Source organism: Variovorax sp. GW822-FHT04A09 (assembly GCF_058801005.1).
This window is the reverse complement of sequence record NZ_JBXAMV010000003.1, coordinates 1-19,622: the sequence shown is the minus strand read 5'-3', so window position 1 is coordinate 19,622 and position 19,622 is coordinate 1. Positions and strand designations below refer to the sequence as shown.

Here is a 19,622-nt window from a genome sequence, read left to right as displayed (position 1 = left end):
GTTGCTGGCAGCTTGTGCGCGTAGCGAAAAGCTAGGAAAGGCATCGGAGTGTGCGGCGCTTCTGCCGAGCTCCAAGTATTGCCCATGGTGGCCATGCCGGGCACTGCATGTCAGGTGCGGAAAGCAAAACGCCCCGCGCGGGGCGGGGCGTTGCGTCAGCGAGCGGGCTGCGTCAGTTGGTGGCCGGCGCCGGCTTGTTCAGGCTCAGGTTGAGGAAGCCGTTGGCATTGGTCGCGCCCAGACGCGACACCACGGTCAGGCCGCCGCCTAGGGGCAACTGGATCACCGGCGAGATGTCGGTGGCGCCGTCGCGCTTGCGGTAGCCCGGCAGCGGTGCGTTGTAGTGCACCGTCTGCACGAGGCTGCTGTTCGTGCCCGCGTAGCGCGTCACGGTGCTGGTGCCGCTGTCGACCGAGACGATGGTGTTGTAGTCCGCCGTGATGTCGGTCTCGGATTCGCCCAGGGTGTCGGCCGAGAACTGCCAGTAGTGGCTGACCTGGCCCTGCGACGGCAGGCTGGAGCTGCGCTGGTTGGTGAAGAACTGGACGCTGCCGTTGTCCTTGTTGTACGCGACCAGCGTCACCACGTCGCCGAACTTGAAGGCGTAGGCGTGGTCGTTGGCCAACCCGCCCGTGCCTGAGAAGCCACCGGCCGCGCTGTCGGCCACGAAGCCGGTGTTGGCGGGAATGTCGTTGGGCACCACCAGGGACGTGCAGCCGCCAGCGATGCTGGAGGTGATGGGACAGGCCAGGCCATCCGCGACCACGCCGCCGTTGAAGCTGACGGCGCCGTAGGCCAGCGAGAAGTAGTCCGCGTCGGTCTCGCGCTCCCAGCCCAGGCGGTTGAACACGCCGTTCAGATCGGACGCCTTCACCGCACCGTCGCCCGTCTGCTCGGGGAAGAACAGCGTGACGGCGTAGCCTGGCGTGCCGGCGTACGTGACCGGGTCGGTGGCCAGCCCCAGGCCGTTGGGGCCGATCACCAGCTTGCTGCCGTTGAGCGTGAACTCGCAGGCGCTGCCGTTCACCGGCGCCAGCGTGGTGGTGGCGCCGCTGGCGTCGGTGATCTGCGCCGAGCGCGTCGTGCCGTCCGCGCCCAGCAGGCCGGCCTTGACCTGGAGCAGACCGGTCGAGTCGGTCTTGTCGCTGGAGGTGAGGTAGCGATAGGTACCGCTGGTCAGGCTGGCGCAGGTGGCCGCCACGCCCGAATCGTCCTGGGCGGCCGGTGCCGGTGCCGGCGCGGGGGGCGCCGGGGCCGGTGCGGGTGCCGGCGCGGGGGCCGCTGTCGGAAGCGGGAAGGCGAGGCCGCCGCCGCCGCCTCCGCCGCCTCCGCCGCCACCACCACCACCACAGGCAGCCAGGGTGAGCATCAGGGCCGCCGCACTGGCCAGGCGAGTCTTTTTCGGAATGTGCATTTGGGTGTCTCTTTGCTGGAATGTGTCAAAAAGGGCTACTAACCCGGCGCCGAGTTTCTCGGGGAGTGCGGCCCAGGGGCATCGCATGAAAAGGGGATAGGTCGACCACAGGGGCGCGGTTCGAGACATGCCGCGAGCCGTTCCGCACTGGAAAATCCGGCACCGAGGTCAGCCCATGCCCGAGAGCAGAAATCGCTCTTCAACGGCCAGCAGTTCGACTGGCTTCAATGACTTGGACTCTTGCGATGAATGATTGGTCTTGGTCGCACCTGGTCTTCTGACGGTGCGATGCAAACTCCCAAACTAGCCTACACCGGCGGCACCACGGTGCAGGCGGGCACGCTGGCACTGAGCGGTCAGTGACGCCATCTGGAGAACAGAAGCCGAGCCGAGGACCATGCTGATCAGTTAAGCATGCCGGAACGTACGATGCCGGGCTGTCTGGCGTACGCGCGACGCAAGTTCGATGCGCTGGCGCGCGATAACAGGTGTAGCGCGATTGCGGCACAGGCCCCGCAGCACATCGCGAAAGGGTGAGCCAAGCATGCCGCCTCCTCAGTTCACGACGTCTTCAGACTGCCGAGAAGCGCTCAGCCAACCTCTCCCGCTCGAAGGCCTCGACCACGAAGTCGACGAAGGCCCGAGTCTTGGCCGGTAGCAGCCGCCCGCCAGCGAAGTAGAGCGAGATGGGCCCGCCGTCGGCATACCAGCGTGGCAGCACGCGCAGCAGCGCGCCGCTTTCGAGATGTGGCAGCGCATGCGGCATCGCAACCAATGCGACGCCCAGGCCGAGCAGCGCTGCCCGACACAACGCGTCTGGGTCACTGAGCACGATACGCGGTTGCAGCTCGACAGGAGCCTGTGCGCCGGCACTGTCCCGCATCATGCGGTCGCGCAGCCGGCCGCTGTGTACCGAGCGCATCACGATGCCGTCGAGCGTCGCTAGGTCGGCCGGCTCGCGTGGTGCCTTGCGCCCCGCCATGTAGGTTGGCGATGCCACCGCGACGATGTGCGCACGTGCCAATTCACGCGCCACGACGCCGGGCGTGAGTTCGGTACCGCCGCCAATGGCCGCGTCGTAGCCCTCCGCGATCAGGTCCACGTGCCGGTTGTCGAAATGCCAGTCGGGGCGCACGGCCGGGTGGCGCTGCATGAATGCCGGCAGCAGCGGCACCACATAGTCCACGCCGAAGCCTGGCGCCATGCTCACCTTGAGGACGCCGGCCGGCTGCCCGGCCTCGGTCGAGACGCCCGCAATGGCGGTCTGAATGTCCTCCAGTCCGCCCGACACCGACTGCAAGAAGCGCTCGCCCGCCTCGGTGAGGGTGAGGCGTCGTGTGCTGCGCTGAAACAGCCGCACGCCGAGGTTGGCCTCAAGCCTTGCCACGTTGCGGCTCACGGCTGCGGGCGTCAGACCCAACCGGCGCGCCGCCTCGGAGAAGCTGCCTGACTCGGCGCTGCGAACGAAGGATTCGAGATTGGCGAGTGTTTCCATGGCTTCTTATTTTCAAGCATTGCTTGAAAAAGATTCCAGCCATTACTGGCTACCGAGAAATGAGTCCCGGGCCGACCATTGCGCCATGTCAAACCCCTTCCACCAAGGAAACACCATGACCTCCTCGTCTTCTTCCGTCTCTTCTCTTTCCACCGCCACGCTGCCGCTGTCCGGCAAGGTGGCTCTCGTGACCGGCGCCTCGCGCGGCATGGGCGCCGGCATCGCCCGTCGGCTGGCCGCCGACGGTGCAGCGGTCGTCATCACCTATGTCGCCTCACCCGAACCGGCGCAAGCCGTGGTCGCCGCCATCGAAGCCGCGGGCGGCAAGGCGCTCGCCATCGCCGCCGATGCCAGCCGGCCCGACGAAGTGCGTGCTGCGGTGGCGCAGGCCGTCGCTACCTTCGGGCGCCTGGACATCCTCGTGAACAACGCCGCCATCGCCATCGGCAAGCCCGTGCAGGACATCGGCCTTGACGACTTCGACCGCATGGTGGACGTCAACCTCAAGGGCCTGTTCGTTGCCACGCAGGAAGCGCTCAAGCACATGAGCGAGGGCGGCCGGGTGGTGAACATCGGCAGCATCAACAGCCAGTACGTGCCTTACGCCGGCGGGGCTCTCTACGTGATGACCAAGGCCGCCGTGGCCGGTCTGACCAAGGCGCTGGCTCGCGACCTCGGCCCGCGTGGCATCACGGTCAATAACGTGATGCCCGGCCCGACCGATACCGACATGAATCCCGCGACCAGCGACTTCGCGCAGCAGGCGCGCACCTACATCGCGCTGGGCCGCTACGCACACGTGGACGAGATCGCCAACGCGGTGGCCTGGCTCGCCAGCCCCGCAGCGAGCTTTGTGACCGGCGCGAGCATCGCGGTTGACGGCGGCTATTCGGCCTGACCCCCTCGTTCATCCACACAAGGAGCTTCACCATGAAGATCGGATTCATCGGCGCCGGCAGCATCGGCCTCGCGCTCGCCAAGCAGTTCTCCAACGCCGGCCACGACATCGTGCTGTCGAACAGCCGAGGCCCCGAATCGCTCGCCGACCCGGTACGCAGCACCGGCGGCAAGACCCGCGCCGGCACGCGCGCCGAAGCGGCGCAGGCCGACATGCTCGTTCTCTCGGTGCCCTGGCAGCACTTGGGAAGCGCCACTGCTGGTCTGCCCCCACTGGACGGCCGCATCGTGATTGACACCATGAACCCGGTCGAGATGCCAGGCTTTCGCCTCGCCGAACTCGGCGGCCGCACGTCGAGCCAGGTGGTGGCCGACCACGTGCCGGGTGCGCGCGTGGTGAAGATCGCAAACACGCTACCGCCGCCACTGCTCGCGGCCGATCCGCGCACGAACGGCGGGCGCCGTGTGCTCTTCATGTCGGGCGACGACGCGCAGGCCAAAGCCGAAGTGGTGAGGCTCTTCGAATCGCTGGGCTTTGCGGTGGTGGATTTGGGTGGGCTCGCTACGGGCGGCGCGATGCAGCAGTTCCCGGGCGGACCTCTACCAGCGCTGAACCTTGTCAGGCAAGCGTAGCCGGACGGGAATGATGCCCAGGATCTCCGGGCGCCAAGCGTGCGGCTCAGGCTATGTCGACCGATCAGGCGGGTCCGACTTCAGCCACGCGCAACCGGTAGAGGCCGACGTCGACGAGCCCCGCGCGGAAACCGGCCTCGCAGTAGAAGAGGTAGTAGGTCCACAAGCGCTTGAACGCGGCGTCGAAGCCGAGTGGCTCGATCTGCGGCCAGGCGGCGAGGAACCGGCGACGCCACTCTGCCAGGGTTCGCGCGTAGTCCTTGCCGAAGCAGCGGGAAGCGGCTCGTCAAGGCGCTCTGCACTTCACGGGCACGGGGGGGCTTCCTTGGGCCATCAGTTCGTCGGCGCCTGCGAACAACTGTTGGGCGTTCCTAGGCTGAAGTCTGGCCTGGGACTGCTGCTTTGCGCGTGCAGCGTCCGCGCGCTTTCGCCCGTTCTCGGGCTCCGCCGCGAGCGTTGCCTGCTCGGCGGCCTCGCGAGCCGCAGCCTGGCAGTCGGGGGAAGATTGACATCGGTACGAATGCCAGAAAAGCACATGGGGTTTTTGGGACTCGGCAGGTCGGCAAAGCGGGAAAGAAGTCGACCTGGCATCCAGCTCAACATGGCCCTGAGGCGGTCTCTGGTCCGATTGTGAGAGTAGCCTGTTCGTGCTACGGTGAAAACGCTTGTTGCTCGCGCCAATCATCGATCCTGGTGCCACGCTTGTACTGAGTACCGCGGGGTTCCACATGGATGGCGAAGCATTCCTATACAGCGGGAGGTCGGGTCTTTGGGTTTACACCATCTTCCGGACCCTCGTCGATGGCGCGTTCTATGCGACTGCGGACATCAGTTTTGGAGGGGAGCAGCAATGCAAGCTTGCATTGAATCTCCCCGACTCGACCGATGGCGCGAGTGTCGAATCTCTCAAGAAGAGATGCCTCGCTTGGATTCAGCAGGCCGAAAGCGCAACGTCCAAGGCCGAGGACGTTTTCCTTGGGCGGTGAAAACCGCTATCACACGTGTCATCGGTGCGAATTGATGTCATTCGTCCAATGCGCGGACGAGCTCGCTGCCCGGCGCGACGGGCTACGTTTTAGGAGCGTGACCATGTGGAAGTGCAGAAACTGCAGTCTCGAGGTCATGCCTCGGTCCGCGGAGCCCAAGATAGATGGCGATGGCGTCTTCTTTCTGTGCTCCGGATGCAAGCAACGAAACGACCTGGTCAATGTGGCTGACGACCGTGATGAGTACGAGCTGGATCAACCGAGCGTCGATTGAACTGGCCCGTTGCACCGTGTCGAGCTCGATCTGATTTCGGTGCGTGCTCGACCCGGCGGAGAGAGCTCTCTCAGCTCACGGCATTGACTGCGTCCTTCAAGGCCTTGCCTGGAGAAAACTTGGGCGCCTTGCTGGCCTTGATGATGATCGGTTCGCCAGTCGACGGGTTTCGGCCAGTGCGTTCTGAGCGATTCGACACCGAGAACGTACCAAAGCCAGTCAACTGAACGGCATCACCGCGTGTCAGCGCGCGTGAGAGATTTTCGATGGCGGAATCGAGTGCTCGAGCAACATCTGCCTTGCTGAGGTCGGTATCTGCAGCGATGGCCGCGACAAGGTCGGTCTTGTTCAAAGTAGGAACTCTTTCAATGGAATGTGAACGGGGGATCGGCGGTGCGAATGCGCGCCGGATTCAGTCTACGGTCCGCGAGGACCAAGTCGCGTGATCGAAGTGGTTCAAGCTTGAAACATCGTGATCAATCTCGCGTGTGCTTGATTCAATAGACGAAGGGCTCGTTGCCATCCGGCAAGGCGTTGCTGGAGAGGCTGCCGAACTCGTGCGATGCGCATTTGGTGGATGCAGAGCGCCCGATACGAAAAAGGCATGTCGAACAGGGTCAACGTACTGAGCAAGACACCGGTCGTTCCCTTCGGTCTCGGTCCTTCGAGGCACCCGGAGCATCAGTGCGGTGGACTATGGCGCGTCCTATCCGGCTCCCTGGAGCTGGCCGGTTGAGTATCTTGAAGGGCCAGGGCTCGATCGATGGAGCGCCGCGAAAACACTTGCGATTGCCCGCAGTTCATGCAGCGATACATCTGAACCCGGGGTAACAGGCGAAGCCATGCCTGCCCCGGGACATTTTCCAGATGCTTGATGTTGCACGAGCATGCAAAGTACGGAAGCTTCATCGCGATACCGGGTGGGCGCAACATTCCTGCGGAATTGCGAAGTTGCGGCTTGGTGAGGGCCAGCATTGACGGCTGCGTCTTTGCGAAGGGGCGGCGGAACGCTTCCAGGAAGGGGCCTAGGGGCAGTCTAGGCCGTGACTGCCATGTCCGCCATCAATTCTTCTTTGCGAGTGGTGAGTTGCTCGCGCATGGCAACCAGGTCGAGTCCCCGCGCGGCACGCGCTTTGGGGAACATCTCGTTGCGCTCTTCCTTGACGTGGTGGTCGATGTACTCGCCCAGGACCTTCACCTTCGCATCGAACATCTCATCGACTTCGGTCGAATCCTGGATCTGCGCAATTAAGTCTTTGGCGCTCGCATGTTCAACCTCGGCTTCGTCGAGCAGTTCAGTTTCCTTGATGGCTTCGCGCACTGCTGGATAGAGGATCTCTTCTTCGAGTTGCGTGTGAACGGTCAACTCCATGCAGATCTGCAGTGCAAGATCTCGCTTCTTCTCCGAGGCGCTGGCAGCTTTTGAGCTGGCAAGCTCCTCGTAGGCGGCGAACATCTTCTTGACGTTCTTGTGATCGGTGTCGAGTAGCGAGCATGCATCGGGTTCATGGCGCTTGGCTGTCATCGGGGTCTCCTGGTCGGTGGGTCCCCAACATCTCAGGGGTGGGTGCTTGTGGGCGTAGGACGGCGTCGCTGCGGGAAGCCGTCAATGTGCTGAGGCTCTCCGGTGCGTGAACTGTGGGCTCAGCCCCAGGAGCGGGAGAAGTCCGTTCTGCTCATGGAAGAGAGAAGGGCCTTGCGGGGATTGAGGGAGGTCCTTTGACCTAAACTGAGCCGCTTCGAGAAAGGGAGCGCTTCATGCCGATGGATTTCCTCAAGAAGGTCGAACACGAAACGTTGCCGCTGACCGTGACCGACCCCATGGACATCCGCAACGTCGCGGTGCTGGTTGCCGCGGGGCTTGTCGAGGCGATCCTTCCAGAAGAGGCTGAAGCCCATGACCTGCCAGCGGTTGTTCTGCGAATCACGCCTCATGGCCGGGGCGAGCTTGAGCGGATGCGCGACAGGCCGCTGTGAGAGCCTGCGCAGCGCAGGAGAAACATCACTCGGTGTTGAGTGCAAGCCGCCAAGACGATAGCGCACAGCCAGTGAGCAGGAGGTTGGGTGGCTTCCCGCCTCCTCTCGACGCGCGCAGCCGAGGCGAAGCGCGAGAGGGTCGTCAGATCAACCCGAGCGCGCGCAGCTTCGCATCGGGTGCGGAGTAGGGCCGCTCGCACACGATCTTGTCGGAGCCTGGTGCGAACTCGAAACTTGCCGCCAGGCGGATCCGGAATTTCCGGCCTGTGGCATCGAACACCTTGTCGTTGGCATGCAGCGGCCCGAGGTGCGTTCCGCTGAGCCAGAACTCGACCAGTACCGTGTCCTGGTCGGCGGCGATGGCGATGATCTCGTTGGCCAGGTCGGGAAAGGGCGTGCGCGAGCTGCGGAAATAGCCGCGCACTTCTTCCTCGCCGTCGAACACCACGCCGCTGCCGTGCATCTCGTAGCGGGGATGCTCGAAGGTGTCGATCACCGCATCCCACTCCTGCGTGCACTCGAGCGCCATGTGATCGCGTACCGTCTTGATGCGTGCCGCTTGAAGGGTTGTGGTCTGCACGGAATCTCCTGCTGGTTGGTGAACGGGGTGGTCGGGAGCCGTCATGGCACCGGGGCGATGGCGTTCGCGCCCATGCGGCGGATCGGGTCCTTGCCGTCCCATCCTTCGGCCGCGTGCCGGATGTCGCGGAAGTACTCGCCCTTGCCGCCGGCCATCTCGGAGATCTCGAACATGCCGCTGGGCAGGTCGGGATGCACGAAGTAGGCGAAGCGCCCGCGCATGCCCATGCGGCCACTGTGGCCCTCGACGTAACCCGTCGAGCGCAGGTGTCGCACGGCGTCGTCGAAGCCATCGTCGCTCCAGTAGGCCAGGTGCTGGGCGCCCTCGCCGCCGCGGCGCAGCGAATCGAGGTAGAGCGAGGGGGCGTCGTCGCGCTGCTGGATCAGCTCGATCTGCAGGTTGCCGGAGTTGGCCAGCGCGATGGACAGCCGAGGCAGGCGCGACGGCTTGCCGTAGTAGTTGAACTCGGTCGTGCCGACCTCTTCCTTGTAGAACCATGGGCCCACGCCCAGCGTGCGCGACCAGTGGGCCATCGCCTTCTCGATGTCGTGAACGACATAGCCGACCTGGCGGGCGCCGCCGAACAGCATGCTCATTGAATGGACTCCTTGGGGCGTGGTCAGCGCATGTACGCGCCGCCGTTGACGTCGAGCGTTGCGCCGGTCACGAAGGACGACAGGTCGCTTGCCAGGTACAGGCACGCGCCCGCGATGTCTTCGGGCTGGCCGACACGGCTCAGTGGAAAGGTCTTGCCCAGCGCGTGCTTGTTGTCGTCGGAGTTCGCGCCGCGCGAGAAGTCCGTCATGATCAAGCCCGGCGTGATGGCGTTGGCGCGAATGCCTTGGGGGCCCAGTTCCTTGGCCATGGCGCGCATGAGGCCCAGCACGCCGGCCTTGGCGGCGCAGTAGTGGCTGCCGCCGAACACGCCACCGCCTTGCTGTGCGGACATCGACGAGATGCAGATGATCGAGCCGCTGCGTTGTTCGATCATGGTGGGGATCACGCACTGCGACATTTGGAGGGTGCCGCGAAGGGTAATGCCCACGACCTGCTCGAAGTCCTCGGCGCTCACGTCCAGCACACCGCGTTTTTGTGTGATGGCAGCGTTGTTCACCAGCACGTCGATGCGGCCCGCCCATTGCAGCACGCGCGCCACGGCCGCCTTGCAGGCGCCGGCATCGCGCACATCGCAGCCGATGCCGATGTGCTCGGCGCCGAGGGATTCGGCAGCGACCTGTGCCTGCCCTTCGTCGAGGTCGAGCAGCGCCACCCGGGCACCGTGGCGGGCGAACAGCCGTGCGGTCGCCAGGCCGATACCGCGCGCACGGGACGCACCGGTGATCAAGGCCACGCGGCCCTGCAGCAGGGGAAGGGCCGCGTCACTCATTGCTGATGTTCGCGGCCTTGGCGATCTGCCGCCAGCCCTCGATGTCTGCGGCGGTCATGGCGCGCAGTTCGTCGCCACCGACGAACGCGGCGGTGATGCCCAGGTCCAGAAGACGCGCCTTCACGTCCGGCATCTCGACGACCTGCTTCAGCGCGGCGGAGAGCTTGGCGACGATCGGCTTGGGGGTGCCCGCGGGTGCGTACAGCGCCCAGCGCAGCGCGCCCATGCGCTTGCCCGCGAAATCGATGCCTTCGTCGTCGTAGCTCGAGACGTCAGGCAGACTGGGCGAGCGCGAGGTGCAGGCGGTGATCGCCTTGACCTTGCCGGACTTGACCATCGGCGAGCCCGATGCCATGTCCACGTAGGCCAGCTTGACGTGGCCACCCAGCATGTCGGTCTGGATCTGCACCACCGATTTGTAGGGGATGTGGCTCATCTGTGCCTGCGTGCGCAGATTGAAGAGCTCCCCGCAAAAGTGACCGGTCGAGGCGATGCCCCAGCTCGCGTATTGCACGCTGCCGGGCGACTTCCTGGCCAGCGCAATGAGCTCCTTGGCGTTGTTTGCCGGGAAGTCGTTGGTCGCGATAAGCAGGATAGAGGCGGTGCCGACCTGCCCGATGGGTGCGAAGTCCTTGACCGAGTCGTACGAGAGCTTGGGATTGCTCGCGGGCAGCAGCACGTGCGTGGTCGCGCCGCCCAGTCCGATCGTGTAGCCGTCGGCCGGCGCCTTGGCGACGAAGTCGGTGGCAATGGCACCGCTGGCGCCCGGCTTGTTGTCCATCACGAACGCGCCCTTGACCAGGGGCGCCATCTTGTCGGCCAGGAGCCGGCCGAGCGCGTCGCCGCCACTGCCTGCGGCCGAGATCAGGACGAAGCGGATCGGCCGCGACGGATAGTCCGAGGGCGCCTGGGCATGGGCGGCGAATGCGAGGCCCGCGAGCGCGGCAATCCACAGTGTGCGCATGGTGTTGTCTCCTTGTCGTTGATGCTCGAATACCCGTCTACAGGGACAGTCCGCCGTCGACCACAAGCTCCAGGCCCGTCACGTAGCTCGATTCGTCGGAGGCGAGGAACAGCGCCGCGTTGGCCACGTCCCAGGCCGAGCCCTGGCGGCCCATGGGGCAGCGCGCGTTGCGTGCCTGTCGGCCGGCCTGCGCCTCTTGTTCGCTCTTGAAAAGGGCCGCGGCATGCGGCGTGTCGATCAGGCCCGGCACGATCACGTTGCAGCGCACCTGGTGCTGCGCGTACTGGCGCGCCACGACGCGCGTCATGTGGTTCAGTGCCGCCTTGGAGGTGCTGTACGACAGGAACTGCATCGGGCTCCACTTGCGGCTCGCGATGGAGGAGACGTTGATGATGGCGCCGCCGCCTTGTCGGATCATGTGAGGCACCACGGCGCGCGCCGTGAGCATGGGGCCCTTGAGGTTGATGGCGTGCACGCGGTCCCAGGACTCCTCCGTCACCTCGATCAGCTCGCCGAATTCCTCGATGCCGACGTTGTGGTGCAGCACGTCGATGCGGCCGAAGCGCGCCAGGCAGTGGTTCACCATCCGCTCGATCTGCTCGCTGCTGCGCACATCGGCCTCGAAGGCCTCGGCGATGCCGCCGATGTCATGAATGCGACGCACCGACGTCGCCGCAGCTTCGGGCGACCGGTCGACGCAGATCACCGTCGCGCCTTCGCGGGCGAAGGTGACGGCGCAGGCGGCGCCGTTGCTGATGTCGGTGCCGATGGAGCCGGCGCCGACCACGATAGCCACCTTGTCCTTGAGACGCTGCGTCATGAGGCCGTTCTCGTTTTCTTGCGGACGGCAGCGGGTGCCTTGGCGACCGGACCGCAGGATTCGCGCAGCACCATCTGGGTGGTGAGCAGGATGCGCTCCTGCTCAAGGGGGGCTGTGCTGTCCAGCCGCCGCAGCAGCAGCTCGGCCACGGCGGTGCCGACCGCTTCCAGGTCCCAGGTCAGCGAGGTGATGGCGGGACTGAAAAGCTGCGACAGGTCGGTGTCGCCGATGCTGACGACACTGACGTCATCGGGCGCCAAACGGCCCGAGTGACGCAGTGCCTGCAGCACGCCCGACAGGATGCGGGTGCCCAGGCACAGGAAGGCCGTGGGCGCCGTGGGGGAGCCCAGCAGCGAGAGGGCCTCGCTGAAGGCGAAGTCCATCGCCGACTTCTCGGCGCGGATCAGCTTGGGGTCGGGCTGCAGACCACGCTCCAGATAGGCGTCCCTGTAGCCCATGATGCGCTCGCGACCCGGACGCAACACGCTGCCGGGCGTCAGCAGTGCGATGCGCGTGTGACCGAGGTTCAGCAGGTAGCGCGTGGCCTGAAGCGCGCCGTGGTAGTGGTCAACGTGCACGCCCGCGTTGTTGCCCTGGAAGTCGCGATCGAGCGCGATCACCGGGCCGTGCGCCGCCAGCTGGTCGAGGTAGGCCGGGGTCTCGGCCTGGCAGGGACCGAGGATGAGCCCGTCCACGCGCCGGCGCCGGAACAGGTCGACCAGGGTTTTCTCGCGCTGGTCGTCGTTGTGGGTGCTGGCCACCAGCAGCGCATAGCCCGCCGTCAGCAGGCGCGATTCGACCGCCGTGATGATCCGCGCGTACAAGGGGTTGGCCAGATCCGACACCAGTAACCCGACCACGCCTGTCGAGCGGGTGCGCATGCTCTGCGCCACCGAATCCGGCGTGTAGCCGAGCTCGCGCGCCGCCTTGGTGACCGCTGCGATGGCCTGCTCGCTAACGCGCCCGCTGCGGTTCAGGGCCCGCGAGGCCGTTCCAATCGCAACGCCGGCGGCCTTGGCCACTTCGCGGATGGTGATCTTGGCCTTCATGCCGGCACTTTCGCCTGTGCAAGCGGGGCAGGGAAACGCTCGGCACCGGGCTCGAGCGGCACGGCCGCGCTGTTCAGGAACAGCGCGGCCATGTGATAGAAGCTCGACGCGAAGATCAGCTCGATCACCTGCTCCTGCGGCCAGCCCGCGCCAAGGGACTGCCAGGTCTGATCGGACACCGTGCAGTGGTGGTGCAGCTCATCCACCATGCGCACGATCAGGCGTTCCTTGTCGCTCCACAGGCCTGGCGACAGCGCATGCCAGTCGGCACTGCCGGTGAGCTCGCGCACCTGCGCGGCATCCAGGCCGCACCTGTCCGCGTAGATGCTGATGTGCATGCCCCATTCGTACTCGGACCGCGTGAGCGCGCCGGTGCGGATGATCGCGATCTCGCGGTCCCGTTCGGGCAGCGCGCACTGGAACAGCACCACATGTGCCATGGCCTGGAAGGCCGGGCCGAGCTTGCTGTGATTCGCGAGCGCCAGTCGAAGGTTCAGGGGTGACAGGCCCTTGAAGGCGGTGCTCTGCACGGCTGCTGCCACCTCGGGTTCGTAGGGGGGCGGCCGCAGTGGCAAGCGTGTGGAGGGTGCGAGAAAGGGCGATGCAGAACCGGTCATGACTGCAGTTTGCGGTGGGTGTGGAAACGTTTCTACAGTGATAACCCTGAATTCCCAAAACGAAGGAAATTACGAAGGAGAAAGAAGTGCCGAACGAATGAAAACGGTTCTACATCTTTCCACCGCCTTAGGATCGACTTCAGCCGGATGGCCTTCGCCCCGGAAACAGACGTGGTCCGGCGATGGGAATCCCTGCGACGCCGCGTGACGTCAAGGGCCGGCTCAAGCTGTTTGCAGATGGCCGTTGCGCGCTCGGCCAGCATCGGATGAGCTGCGCTGGACGCGACGCATGTCAGTCTCCGGCCAGCAACCGCTTTCGTTTTCCGGGTTGGGCCGAAGCTCTTGATGTCCGCACACCTGGCGCAGCCTGCTGCAGGCAGAGGGTGCCCGTCGAAAAACGGCTGACGCAGCGACCGCGGCCCCTGGAAAGTGCTTGACCCTCTCGCAACGGCACGGTCTAGGATGCCTTCAACTTGAGAGGGATGTTGCCCGAATACGCCCTGCAGAATCGACGCGCCCAGGCGCGTTAGCGCGTCGGTCCGGCCATTGCGCTGGCGTTCAAGAATCAGAAGTTGTCTGACATGCCTGCGTCGGCGCGGCGCGGTAGATTTTTGTCTCCGCGGCACCACCGCGGACTTGCTGTAAACCTCAACCCGGTCGCGTGCGGCCGGGTTTTTTTCGTGTCGGCCTGCGTCTCGCGCGGGTGTCGAAAACCGCCTCTTGAAAATCGATTCGGAGGCTCCTATGTTCGCTTGCGTCGGAAATTGGTCAACCGAAAAGGAGGTATTCAATGGCCATGAACTTGCTCAAGCAAATTGCCGGCTCTCGCTTGCCTGTCTCGTTCTATCGCACCGCGGACATCGATCAGGTGCGGGTGCTTCGGACCGCCGGGCTCGTCGTTGCCCTGATCCCCGCGCCCTCGAACTCGCTCACGCTGTCTGGCTCCCCTTCGGCCGCCCAGGTGCTGGCCATCACGCAGAAGGGGCGCGAGGAGTTGGCGAAATTCTCGTACCCGCAGTCGCGCACCGCGCGCTGGCGACAGCGACCCTCCCGGATCTTTGCACGGCACCGCGCGGACAGCGATGGCGCTGCGCGGCCAACGGGCACGCACGGCCTGCCCCAGTGAGGGGCGGCTCGATTCTGTTCAGGTTCAATTGATTTGACAGGAGGTTTCCCATGTACCGATCTTTCTTCCCGCGCGACATGCTGGCCGAGATGGATCGCCTGCAACGGGACATGCAGCAGGCGTTCGATCTGTCACCCACCATTCGCGGTTACGGCAGCAACGGATTTCCCGCGTTGAACGTGGGCGCCACACCGCAGGCGCTGGAGATCTTCGCGTTCGCCCCCGGCGTCGACCCGGCCACGCTGGAGATCAACCTCGAGCGTGGTCTCATGACCATCGCGGGTGAGCGCAAGAGCCTGCTTCCCGATGCGCAGGCCAAGGCGGCCGTGCACATCAACGAGCGCTTCGAGGGGCCGTTTCGCCGCGTCCTCACTCTGCCGGACGATGCCGATCCAGAGGCCGTCGAGGCCCGGCTGCGCGACGGTGTACTGCGCATCACGGTCCGCCGCCGGGCCTCGGCACAGCCGCGGCGCATCGCTGTCCTGTGAAACAAGGAGATGAACATCATGAGCAATGACGTACAGACCGCATCGCCCAGCGCGCCGGAACCCATGGATCGTGGGCAGGCGCCACGCTATCAGGGCGCGGCCCTCACACCGCCTGTCGACGTGGTGGAAGACGCCGGGGGCATCACGCTCTACGCCGATCTGCCCGGCGTGTCGCGCGACAAGCTGAATCTTCATGTCGAAGCGGAGACCTTGACCATCGAGGCGGAGTCGGGCCTGAGCGTGCCGGATGACCTGAAGACCAGCCACACCGAGGTCGGCCTGGGCCGGTTTCGCCGCGTCTTCACGCTCAGCAAGGAGCTGGACACCGAGAAGGTGTCCGCCGAGCTGGCGCAGGGCGTGTTGAAACTGCGTATCCCCAAGGCCGAGCATGCCAAGCCGCGGCGAATCAATGTCGAGGTCGGATGAGTCGTAAGGCGAGGGCGCCCGCGGGCGCCCTCAAGAGAGCGTCAACCCGCGTGGGCGGCAAATGTGCAGCGCTTGCGCTCGCCGGCCGCCCGCGAAGGAGCGTCAGTCCAGACGGACGCCGTTCAGCTCCATCGTGATTGCTGACCGCCCCCGACCCGACAGCGGGCATGGTGGCGCGAGCCTGCTCGCTGACCCGGTTACCTTTCTGGCCGTGCGCTTAGTCTTCAGTGAACTGAAGAAGCTCTCCATGGCCGAGCTGCCCCAGACCTCGCCCGCACGGCTCATACTGCAGGAAATACTTGGTTCCTTGAGCAGCTCCTGGAAGTGCTCGCTGGTAACAGCGGACGGTCGGCGCCGACCGCCAATCAAAGGAATCCAGTTGTTCAATTAAGCAGCGCTGCGCGCCGGCCGTAGCTCACCCGCGCATCACCCCGGACTCGGCCGTGCATCGCCGGGCGCGGCAGCGCTCCGCGCGGACCCCGTGATCGCCCACACGTCGACCTTGGATTTTGCGAGGCGTCTCAGCCGGTCGCGGACTTCCTTGGTGCGGCGGCCCTGGGTGCCGACGGCGAGCCGGGCCTTGAACTCGTCGTCGGCGAACAAGTCCGCGTGGCCGAAGATCTGGTCGCCGGCGCGGTCGACCTGGATCGCGATATTGAAGCCCCGGTAGGGGATGCGGCTGGACGTCTTCGAACGCATGGCGGCCTCCCTACATCAGGCGGGTGCGGATTGCGTGGGGCAGCTTCGCGCGCCACCGCGACGCGGCACCGCGCCACGGGCCCTGTGCGGCCACGGGGTAGTGGATGCGTTCGAGTTCGGCGCGGCCTTTTTCGGTGATGGCGAGCACCTGAGCGGCGTCGGGGCTGCCCGAGAGGGTGAGGGGATCCGACGGCGCGGGCGTCAGCGCGATCACGAGGCCGGCGGCCCGCAGCAGCTTGATCTGGTCGATCTCCGCCCGGGTCCGGAAGGTCGCCGGCAAGGGGGAGCCGGCAAGTTGTTTGAGCATGTCCATGGCCATGGCTTTGTCCTCCATTTCTCTACGACCAACTTGGAACGGGAGAAAAATAGGACGTCCCAGCAGCGTCTTCAAGGGGCGGTTGCGGAGCGCAAGGCAACAGAATGTATCGGAGCTTTCGAGCACAGGCGAGAGAAGAGCTCCGAGCTGCTCGCCAGCGTGGGCCGGGTCATGAGCGCGCTTTTTGCATGGAGGCAAGCTCCGAGATTCAGAAGTCGCTGCACAGCAGACCTAGGAGTCGGCGCGTCGTCTCAAGAAGTCGAACACCGTCTGATTGAACTCCAGCGGCTTCTCGAAGTACGCAGAATGCGCGGCCTCCTCGACGACAACGACCTCGCTTCCTGGCAGGCGCTGGCCGAGTTCGCGCATGACCGCGGGCGGAACAATCGGGTCTTCGGCGCCAACGAGAAACATCGTCGGGCAAGCCAGCTGGTCGATCTCTGCGACGGCAAGCAGGTTCTCGGGCTGGTTCAGACGCAGTACGGCCTCGCGCCAGGCTTCGGGCTCAATACTGTGAGCGCTCGGGTTGAAGTGGTTGATCTGCGCGTAAAGCGCTGCAAGCGCGGGCTGCGCCTTCAAGAACCAGGCGCCCAGCGAGCGCTGCTCGATGCTTACCGCGGAAACTGTCTTAAAGCGCCGCTCGATGCTGTCGACCAGCGTCGGGTGGTCGATGGCCAGCGACGTGTCGCAAGCGACGAACGCGGCGACGCGCTCGGGATGGCGCAGCGCGAGCCGCAGCCCGATCATCCCGCCAAGCGATTGGCCGACGACCGTCGCACGCTCGATGCCTTCGCGCGCCAGTACCGCCAAGGCATCGCCGACAAAGAGCTCCAGCGAGAACTCCTCCGGCGGCGCCACCGAACGACCGAAGCAGCGGATGTCCATCGTGAGACAGGTGTACTGCGGCGTGAAGGCCGGCAATTGCTGCCACCAAGTGGCGGCGTTCGATCCGGCTCCGTGCAGGAACAGGATCGCCGGGCCGGCGCCGTGGCGCTCGTAGTAGATGTCGCGTTTGTTCGATGTGACAAAAGGCATGAGGGATGGGCTTGGGTTTCAGTTGGCCTTGAGTTGCAGGCTGCGTGTCAGTGCACCCCAGCGCTCGGTATCGCTCTTGACGACGCGCGTGAACTCGTCGGGCGTCATCGTCATCGGCGTGATGCCTTCGGCGTCGAGCTTCTTTTGCAGCTCCGGCCTCGTCATCGCTTCGCGCACTGCTTCGTTGACCTTGCGCACGACTTCGGGCCGCGTCTTCCTCGGTGCCGACAGGCCCACCCAGGAGATCACCGTCAGCTGCTTGTAGCCCAGCTCCTCGAAAGTCGGAACCTGAGGGAGCTCGGGGCTGCGCTTCGGGCTGGACACCGCCAGCACCCTGAGCTTGCCGCTCTGGATGTACTGCATCGACCCGCTCGGCGGAATCACGGTGACAGCGACCTGGCCTCCCAGCACATCCATCAGCGCCGGCGCGCCGCCCTTGTAGGGGATGTGCACGAACGAGGTTTGTGTCGCCTTCTGCAGCAGTTCCATCAACAGATGGCCGGTGCTGCCGGCGCCCGAGCTCGCGTAGTTGATCGCGCCCGGCTCGCGTCTGGCGCGGGCGATCAGATCGGCGAAGGACTCGATGCCGGACTGGCTGTTGACCACCAGCCATTGCGCGCCGCCGCCGATCATTGCGACGTGGGTGAAGTCATTGACGATGTTGAAGGGCACGTTGTCGTACATGCCTTGGGCGATCGTGTTCACCATGCCCGTCATCGTGAGCGTGTAGCCGTCGGGTGGGGCCGCGGCGCCCGCCTGGGCGCCGATGATGTTGCCGGCACCAGGCTTGTTGTCGATCACCACCGGTTGTTTGAGCAACGACGCCAACTCCTGCGCAAGCGGTCGCATGGTGCGGTCGTAGGCGCCGCCGGGCGGGGTCGGCACGATCACTCGGATCGGCTTGGATGGCCAGACCTCGTCCTGCGCATGGGCCGAAAAGGCGCCGAGCAGGCAACAGACAACCGCGAGCAGCGGCCATTTTTTTTTCACGTTTTGTCTCCTGTCGCGTGGCTTGCTGCCCGCCGTTTGTGGAGTTGCCATCATTCCTGAGCAAGCCATCGGCGACAAATTAAAAATGACGCTCTTCCATTAGACTTTCCGATATCTTGAGCCATGACGCGTCCGTCCTCTTCAACCGCCTGCTCGCGCGCGGTAAGTTTCGGCATGTGCAGATCCTCTTGAAAGTGGCAGAGCTGGGCAGCCTCCAGCGGGCGGCGGACTCGATCGGCATGACGCAGTCGTCGGTGACCCAGGGCCTCGCGTACCTGGAACGGCTGCTGGAAGTTCAGCTCTTCGAGCGGCATGCGCGCGGCGCGCGACCCACGCAGGCGTGCGAAGACCTCTTGCCCGTTGCGCGTCGCATGCTGATCGGCGTCGCCGACGGCGCCGAGGTCGTCACCGCGCGACGGCAACGCATCGGCGGCGCCATCCGCCTCGTCGCCTCGGTCGGCGCGATGAACGGGCTCCTGCTCAACGTGCTGCCTCGCTTCGCGCAACGGCATCCGGATGTCACCGTTCACCTCTCGGAAGCCGAAGGGGACGATCAACTGCTGGCCATCGCACGTGGCGAGGCAGATCTCGTGGCATGCCGACGGCCTCCCGTGATCCCGGAAGGCTGGCAGTTCATGCCGGTGCGCGAAGATCGTTTCGCGGTCTTGGCGCGCGCAGACCATCCGCTGGCGCGCAAGCGTTCCCTGGGCTGGCCGCAACTCGCCGACGAGACCTGGCTACTCGCCCCCACGGGTTCGGCCGCCCGTGAGCGATTCGACGAATTGACCGCGAATCTGCCTCACCCGATCCGCACCTATCCGGTCGTCACTCGTTCAACGGCCATGTTGTGGTGGCTCTCGCAGCAAGAAAACCTACTGTCGTTCCTGCCGCTTAGCTTCGTGCGGCCTCTCCTCGATGCCGGTTTGCTGCGCGAGTTGAAGCTACGGCCGCTTTACATGCTCGAGCCACTCGGCTTGATGTTCCCGATCGCAGGACCGTTCGGGGCGTGGCGGCAACTGGTCGACTTTATGAACCCTGAAGTACCGCATTGACAGAGTTTGCGGTGGGCTCGCGGCGCTGCTGTCGATCTGCACCATGGCGCGTGGGGCCAGCCTCGGGTGCCTTGCAGGCAGCGTCCCCTCAGTGCGCGATATCGTGACGTCCTTGGTGTAGCCCGGCAATGAACAGAGGGGATTTGCTTGCAAGCCATGCTGCCTTCGACTGAACCCATGAGTAACTGCTCCGTCTCGCGTCGCTGCCGCGCGCCCCGATGTCCAAGGTTGGCGGCCGTGTCGATCGCGGAAGGGATGATGCCTTCGAGAAGGCCCGGGGGAGCATCAGCACCTTCGACGTTTGCGCCATCCACAACGATGCCGTTCACCCGCTGAGCATCCGCGTCGCGCCCTTGACCAGGGCGTTGTGCAACTCCTGCGTCACGCGCGACGCAGT

The 19,622-nt window shown here is 65.2% G+C and carries 22 protein-coding genes and 2 pseudogenes; 7 read left to right on the top strand and 17 right to left on the bottom strand.

Features of this window, described 5'->3' with window-relative positions; translation table 11 throughout:
• Positions 1-172: 172 nt before the first annotated feature.
• Positions 173-1,414 (bottom strand): hypothetical protein, encoded by a 1,242-nt coding sequence (locus AC1RLW_RS16520; protein ID WP_493193987.1) that lies wholly within the window; start codon positions 1,412-1,414, stop codon positions 173-175.
• Positions 1,415-1,985: 571 nt separating this feature from the next.
• Positions 1,986-2,909, bottom strand: coding sequence for a LysR family transcriptional regulator (locus tag AC1RLW_RS16515; RefSeq protein WP_159270757.1), 924 nt, complete (start codon positions 2,907-2,909; stop codon positions 1,986-1,988).
• 115 nt (positions 2,910-3,024) lie between these two features.
• Between AC1RLW_RS16515 and AC1RLW_RS16510 the strand changes: the two genes are divergently transcribed.
• Complete coding sequence (locus tag AC1RLW_RS16510) at positions 3,025-3,807, top strand: 3-oxoacyl-ACP reductase family protein (protein ID WP_493193985.1); 783 nt, start codon at positions 3,025-3,027, stop codon at positions 3,805-3,807.
• Positions 3,808-3,839: 32 nt separating this feature from the next.
• Positions 3,840-4,439 carry an NADPH-dependent F420 reductase gene (locus AC1RLW_RS16505; RefSeq protein WP_492699151.1) on the top strand — a complete coding sequence of 200 codons (600 nt, stop codon included), beginning with the start codon at positions 3,840-3,842 and terminating at the stop codon, positions 4,437-4,439.
• A 64-nt stretch (positions 4,440-4,503) separates the two neighbouring features.
• Here the strand turns inward: AC1RLW_RS16505 and AC1RLW_RS16500 are convergent.
• The 3 genes and pseudogenes from AC1RLW_RS16500 to AC1RLW_RS16490 form a co-directional block, all read right to left on the bottom strand.
• A pseudogene (locus AC1RLW_RS16500) lies at positions 4,504-4,698 on the bottom strand (class I SAM-dependent methyltransferase); the annotation flags it as partial.
• Positions 4,699-5,769: 1,071 nt separating this feature from the next.
• Positions 5,770-6,051: an HU family DNA-binding protein gene (locus AC1RLW_RS16495; protein WP_493193984.1), complete on the bottom strand. Its 282-nt coding sequence runs from the start codon at positions 6,049-6,051 to the stop codon at positions 5,770-5,772.
• Positions 6,052-6,735: 684 nt separating this feature from the next.
• Positions 6,736-7,224: a hemerythrin domain-containing protein gene (locus AC1RLW_RS16490; protein WP_062472387.1), complete on the bottom strand. Its 489-nt coding sequence runs from the start codon at positions 7,222-7,224 to the stop codon at positions 6,736-6,738.
• 233 nt (positions 7,225-7,457) lie between these two features.
• Between AC1RLW_RS16490 and AC1RLW_RS16485 the strand changes: the two genes are divergently transcribed.
• Positions 7,458-7,676 (top strand): hypothetical protein, encoded by a 219-nt coding sequence (locus tag AC1RLW_RS16485; protein ID WP_062472384.1) that lies wholly within the window; start codon positions 7,458-7,460, stop codon positions 7,674-7,676.
• A gap of 142 nt (positions 7,677-7,818) precedes the next feature.
• Here AC1RLW_RS16485 and AC1RLW_RS16480 read toward each other — a convergent pair whose 3' ends face one another.
• The 7 genes from AC1RLW_RS16480 to AC1RLW_RS16450 are packed head-to-tail and all read right to left on the bottom strand — an operon-like array spanning position 7,819 to position 13,093.
• On the bottom strand, positions 7,819-8,256 hold the full coding sequence (locus AC1RLW_RS16480) for an ester cyclase (RefSeq protein ID WP_235926634.1): 438 nt from the start codon (positions 8,254-8,256) through the stop codon (positions 7,819-7,821).
• A gap of 41 nt (positions 8,257-8,297) precedes the next feature.
• The gene (locus tag AC1RLW_RS16475; protein ID WP_062472379.1) at positions 8,298-8,852 is read right to left on the bottom strand and encodes a VOC family protein; all 555 of its coding nucleotides are present in this window, start codon (positions 8,850-8,852) and stop codon (positions 8,298-8,300) included.
• 23 nt (positions 8,853-8,875) lie between these two features.
• Positions 8,876-9,643, bottom strand: a complete 768-nt coding sequence (locus AC1RLW_RS16470; RefSeq protein ID WP_095744403.1) for an SDR family NAD(P)-dependent oxidoreductase — start codon at positions 9,641-9,643, stop codon at positions 8,876-8,878.
• Complete coding sequence (locus tag AC1RLW_RS16465; protein ID WP_159270766.1) at positions 9,636-10,607, bottom strand: Bug family tripartite tricarboxylate transporter substrate binding protein; 972 nt, start codon at positions 10,605-10,607, stop codon at positions 9,636-9,638. Before AC1RLW_RS16465 ends, AC1RLW_RS16470 begins: the two co-directional genes overlap by 8 nt.
• A 37-nt stretch (positions 10,608-10,644) precedes the next feature.
• Positions 10,645-11,427: an SDR family NAD(P)-dependent oxidoreductase gene (locus tag AC1RLW_RS16460; RefSeq protein WP_070059277.1), complete on the bottom strand. Its 783-nt coding sequence runs from the start codon at positions 11,425-11,427 to the stop codon at positions 10,645-10,647.
• Positions 11,424-12,476, bottom strand: a complete 1,053-nt coding sequence (locus AC1RLW_RS16455) for a LacI family DNA-binding transcriptional regulator (RefSeq protein WP_493193980.1) — start codon at positions 12,474-12,476, stop codon at positions 11,424-11,426. Before AC1RLW_RS16455 ends, AC1RLW_RS16460 begins: the two co-directional genes overlap by 4 nt.
• Entirely contained in the window at positions 12,473-13,093 is a 621-nt protein-coding gene (locus AC1RLW_RS16450; protein ID WP_159277295.1) for a carboxymuconolactone decarboxylase family protein, read from the bottom strand. Before AC1RLW_RS16450 ends, AC1RLW_RS16455 begins: the two co-directional genes overlap by 4 nt.
• Before the next feature lie 790 nt (positions 13,094-13,883).
• Between AC1RLW_RS16450 and AC1RLW_RS16445 the strand changes: the two genes are divergently transcribed.
• From AC1RLW_RS16445 to AC1RLW_RS16435, 3 genes are all read left to right on the top strand, one after another.
• Entirely contained in the window at positions 13,884-14,219 is a 336-nt protein-coding gene (locus tag AC1RLW_RS16445) for a hypothetical protein (protein ID WP_493193978.1), read from the top strand.
• A gap of 50 nt (positions 14,220-14,269) precedes the next feature.
• Positions 14,270-14,707: an Hsp20/alpha crystallin family protein gene (locus tag AC1RLW_RS16440; protein ID WP_062472360.1), complete on the top strand. Its 438-nt coding sequence runs from the start codon at positions 14,270-14,272 to the stop codon at positions 14,705-14,707.
• 63 nt (positions 14,708-14,770) lie between these two features.
• The gene (locus tag AC1RLW_RS16435; RefSeq protein ID WP_070059545.1) at positions 14,771-15,133 is read left to right on the top strand and encodes an Hsp20/alpha crystallin family protein; all 363 of its coding nucleotides are present in this window, start codon (positions 14,771-14,773) and stop codon (positions 15,131-15,133) included.
• 198 nt (positions 15,134-15,331) lie between these two features.
• Here AC1RLW_RS16435 and AC1RLW_RS16430 read toward each other — a convergent pair.
• From AC1RLW_RS16430 to AC1RLW_RS16410, 5 genes and pseudogenes are all read right to left on the bottom strand, one after another.
• A pseudogene (locus AC1RLW_RS16430) lies at positions 15,332-15,478 on the bottom strand (IS3 family transposase); the annotation flags it as partial.
• A gap of 81 nt (positions 15,479-15,559) precedes the next feature.
• Positions 15,560-15,832 carry a hypothetical protein gene (locus AC1RLW_RS16425; RefSeq protein ID WP_095744407.1) on the bottom strand — a complete coding sequence of 91 codons (273 nt, stop codon included), beginning with the start codon at positions 15,830-15,832 and terminating at the stop codon, positions 15,560-15,562.
• Between the two features lie 10 nt (positions 15,833-15,842).
• Positions 15,843-16,151, bottom strand: a complete 309-nt coding sequence (locus tag AC1RLW_RS16420) for a hypothetical protein (protein ID WP_139701812.1) — start codon at positions 16,149-16,151, stop codon at positions 15,843-15,845.
• A 228-nt stretch (positions 16,152-16,379) separates the two neighbouring features.
• The gene (locus tag AC1RLW_RS16415; protein WP_070059271.1) at positions 16,380-17,183 is read right to left on the bottom strand and encodes an alpha/beta fold hydrolase; all 804 of its coding nucleotides are present in this window, start codon (positions 17,181-17,183) and stop codon (positions 16,380-16,382) included.
• Positions 17,184-17,201: 18 nt separating this feature from the next.
• Positions 17,202-18,173, bottom strand: coding sequence for a Bug family tripartite tricarboxylate transporter substrate binding protein (locus AC1RLW_RS16410; RefSeq protein WP_492684776.1), 972 nt, complete (start codon positions 18,171-18,173; stop codon positions 17,202-17,204).
• 116 nt (positions 18,174-18,289) lie between these two features.
• Between AC1RLW_RS16410 and AC1RLW_RS16405 the strand changes: the two genes are divergently transcribed.
• Positions 18,290-19,225, top strand: coding sequence for a LysR family transcriptional regulator (locus AC1RLW_RS16405; protein WP_159277292.1), 936 nt, complete (start codon positions 18,290-18,292; stop codon positions 19,223-19,225).
• Positions 19,226-19,622 lie beyond the last annotated feature (397 nt).

What these genes read in the sequence shown, in the direction of transcription:
- AC1RLW_RS16520 (WP_493193987.1), bottom strand. Translation starts at nt 1,414, where the DNA reads ATGCACATTCCGAAAAAGACTCGCCTGGCCAGTGCGGCGGCCCTGATG.
- AC1RLW_RS16515 (WP_159270757.1), bottom strand. Translation starts at nt 2,909, where the DNA reads ATGGAAACACTCGCCAATCTCGAATCCTTCGTTCGCAGCGCCGAGTCA.
- AC1RLW_RS16510 (WP_493193985.1), top strand. Translation starts at nt 3,025, where the DNA reads ATGACCTCCTCGTCTTCTTCCGTCTCTTCTCTTTCCACCGCCACGCTG.
- AC1RLW_RS16505 (WP_492699151.1), top strand. Translation starts at nt 3,840, where the DNA reads ATGAAGATCGGATTCATCGGCGCCGGCAGCATCGGCCTCGCGCTCGCC.
- AC1RLW_RS16490 (WP_062472387.1), bottom strand. Translation starts at nt 7,224, where the DNA reads ATGACAGCCAAGCGCCATGAACCCGATGCATGCTCGCTACTCGACACC.
- AC1RLW_RS16485 (WP_062472384.1), top strand. Translation starts at nt 7,458, where the DNA reads ATGCCGATGGATTTCCTCAAGAAGGTCGAACACGAAACGTTGCCGCTG.
- AC1RLW_RS16475 (WP_062472379.1), bottom strand. Translation starts at nt 8,852, where the DNA reads ATGAGCATGCTGTTCGGCGGCGCCCGCCAGGTCGGCTATGTCGTTCAC.
- AC1RLW_RS16470 (WP_095744403.1), bottom strand. Translation starts at nt 9,643, where the DNA reads ATGAGTGACGCGGCCCTTCCCCTGCTGCAGGGCCGCGTGGCCTTGATC.
- AC1RLW_RS16465 (WP_159270766.1), bottom strand. Translation starts at nt 10,607, where the DNA reads ATGCGCACACTGTGGATTGCCGCGCTCGCGGGCCTCGCATTCGCCGCC.
- AC1RLW_RS16460 (WP_070059277.1), bottom strand. Translation starts at nt 11,427, where the DNA reads ATGACGCAGCGTCTCAAGGACAAGGTGGCTATCGTGGTCGGCGCCGGC.
- AC1RLW_RS16455 (WP_493193980.1), bottom strand. Translation starts at nt 12,476, where the DNA reads ATGAAGGCCAAGATCACCATCCGCGAAGTGGCCAAGGCCGCCGGCGTT.
- AC1RLW_RS16450 (WP_159277295.1), bottom strand. Translation starts at nt 13,093, where the DNA reads ATGACCGGTTCTGCATCGCCCTTTCTCGCACCCTCCACACGCTTGCCA.
- AC1RLW_RS16445 (WP_493193978.1), top strand. Translation starts at nt 13,884, where the DNA reads ATGGCCATGAACTTGCTCAAGCAAATTGCCGGCTCTCGCTTGCCTGTC.
- AC1RLW_RS16440 (WP_062472360.1), top strand. Translation starts at nt 14,270, where the DNA reads ATGTACCGATCTTTCTTCCCGCGCGACATGCTGGCCGAGATGGATCGC.
- AC1RLW_RS16435 (WP_070059545.1), top strand. Translation starts at nt 14,771, where the DNA reads ATGGATCGTGGGCAGGCGCCACGCTATCAGGGCGCGGCCCTCACACCG.
- AC1RLW_RS16425 (WP_095744407.1), bottom strand. Translation starts at nt 15,832, where the DNA reads ATGCGTTCGAAGACGTCCAGCCGCATCCCCTACCGGGGCTTCAATATC.
- AC1RLW_RS16420 (WP_139701812.1), bottom strand. Translation starts at nt 16,151, where the DNA reads ATGGCCATGGACATGCTCAAACAACTTGCCGGCTCCCCCTTGCCGGCG.
- AC1RLW_RS16415 (WP_070059271.1), bottom strand. Translation starts at nt 17,183, where the DNA reads ATGCCTTTTGTCACATCGAACAAACGCGACATCTACTACGAGCGCCAC.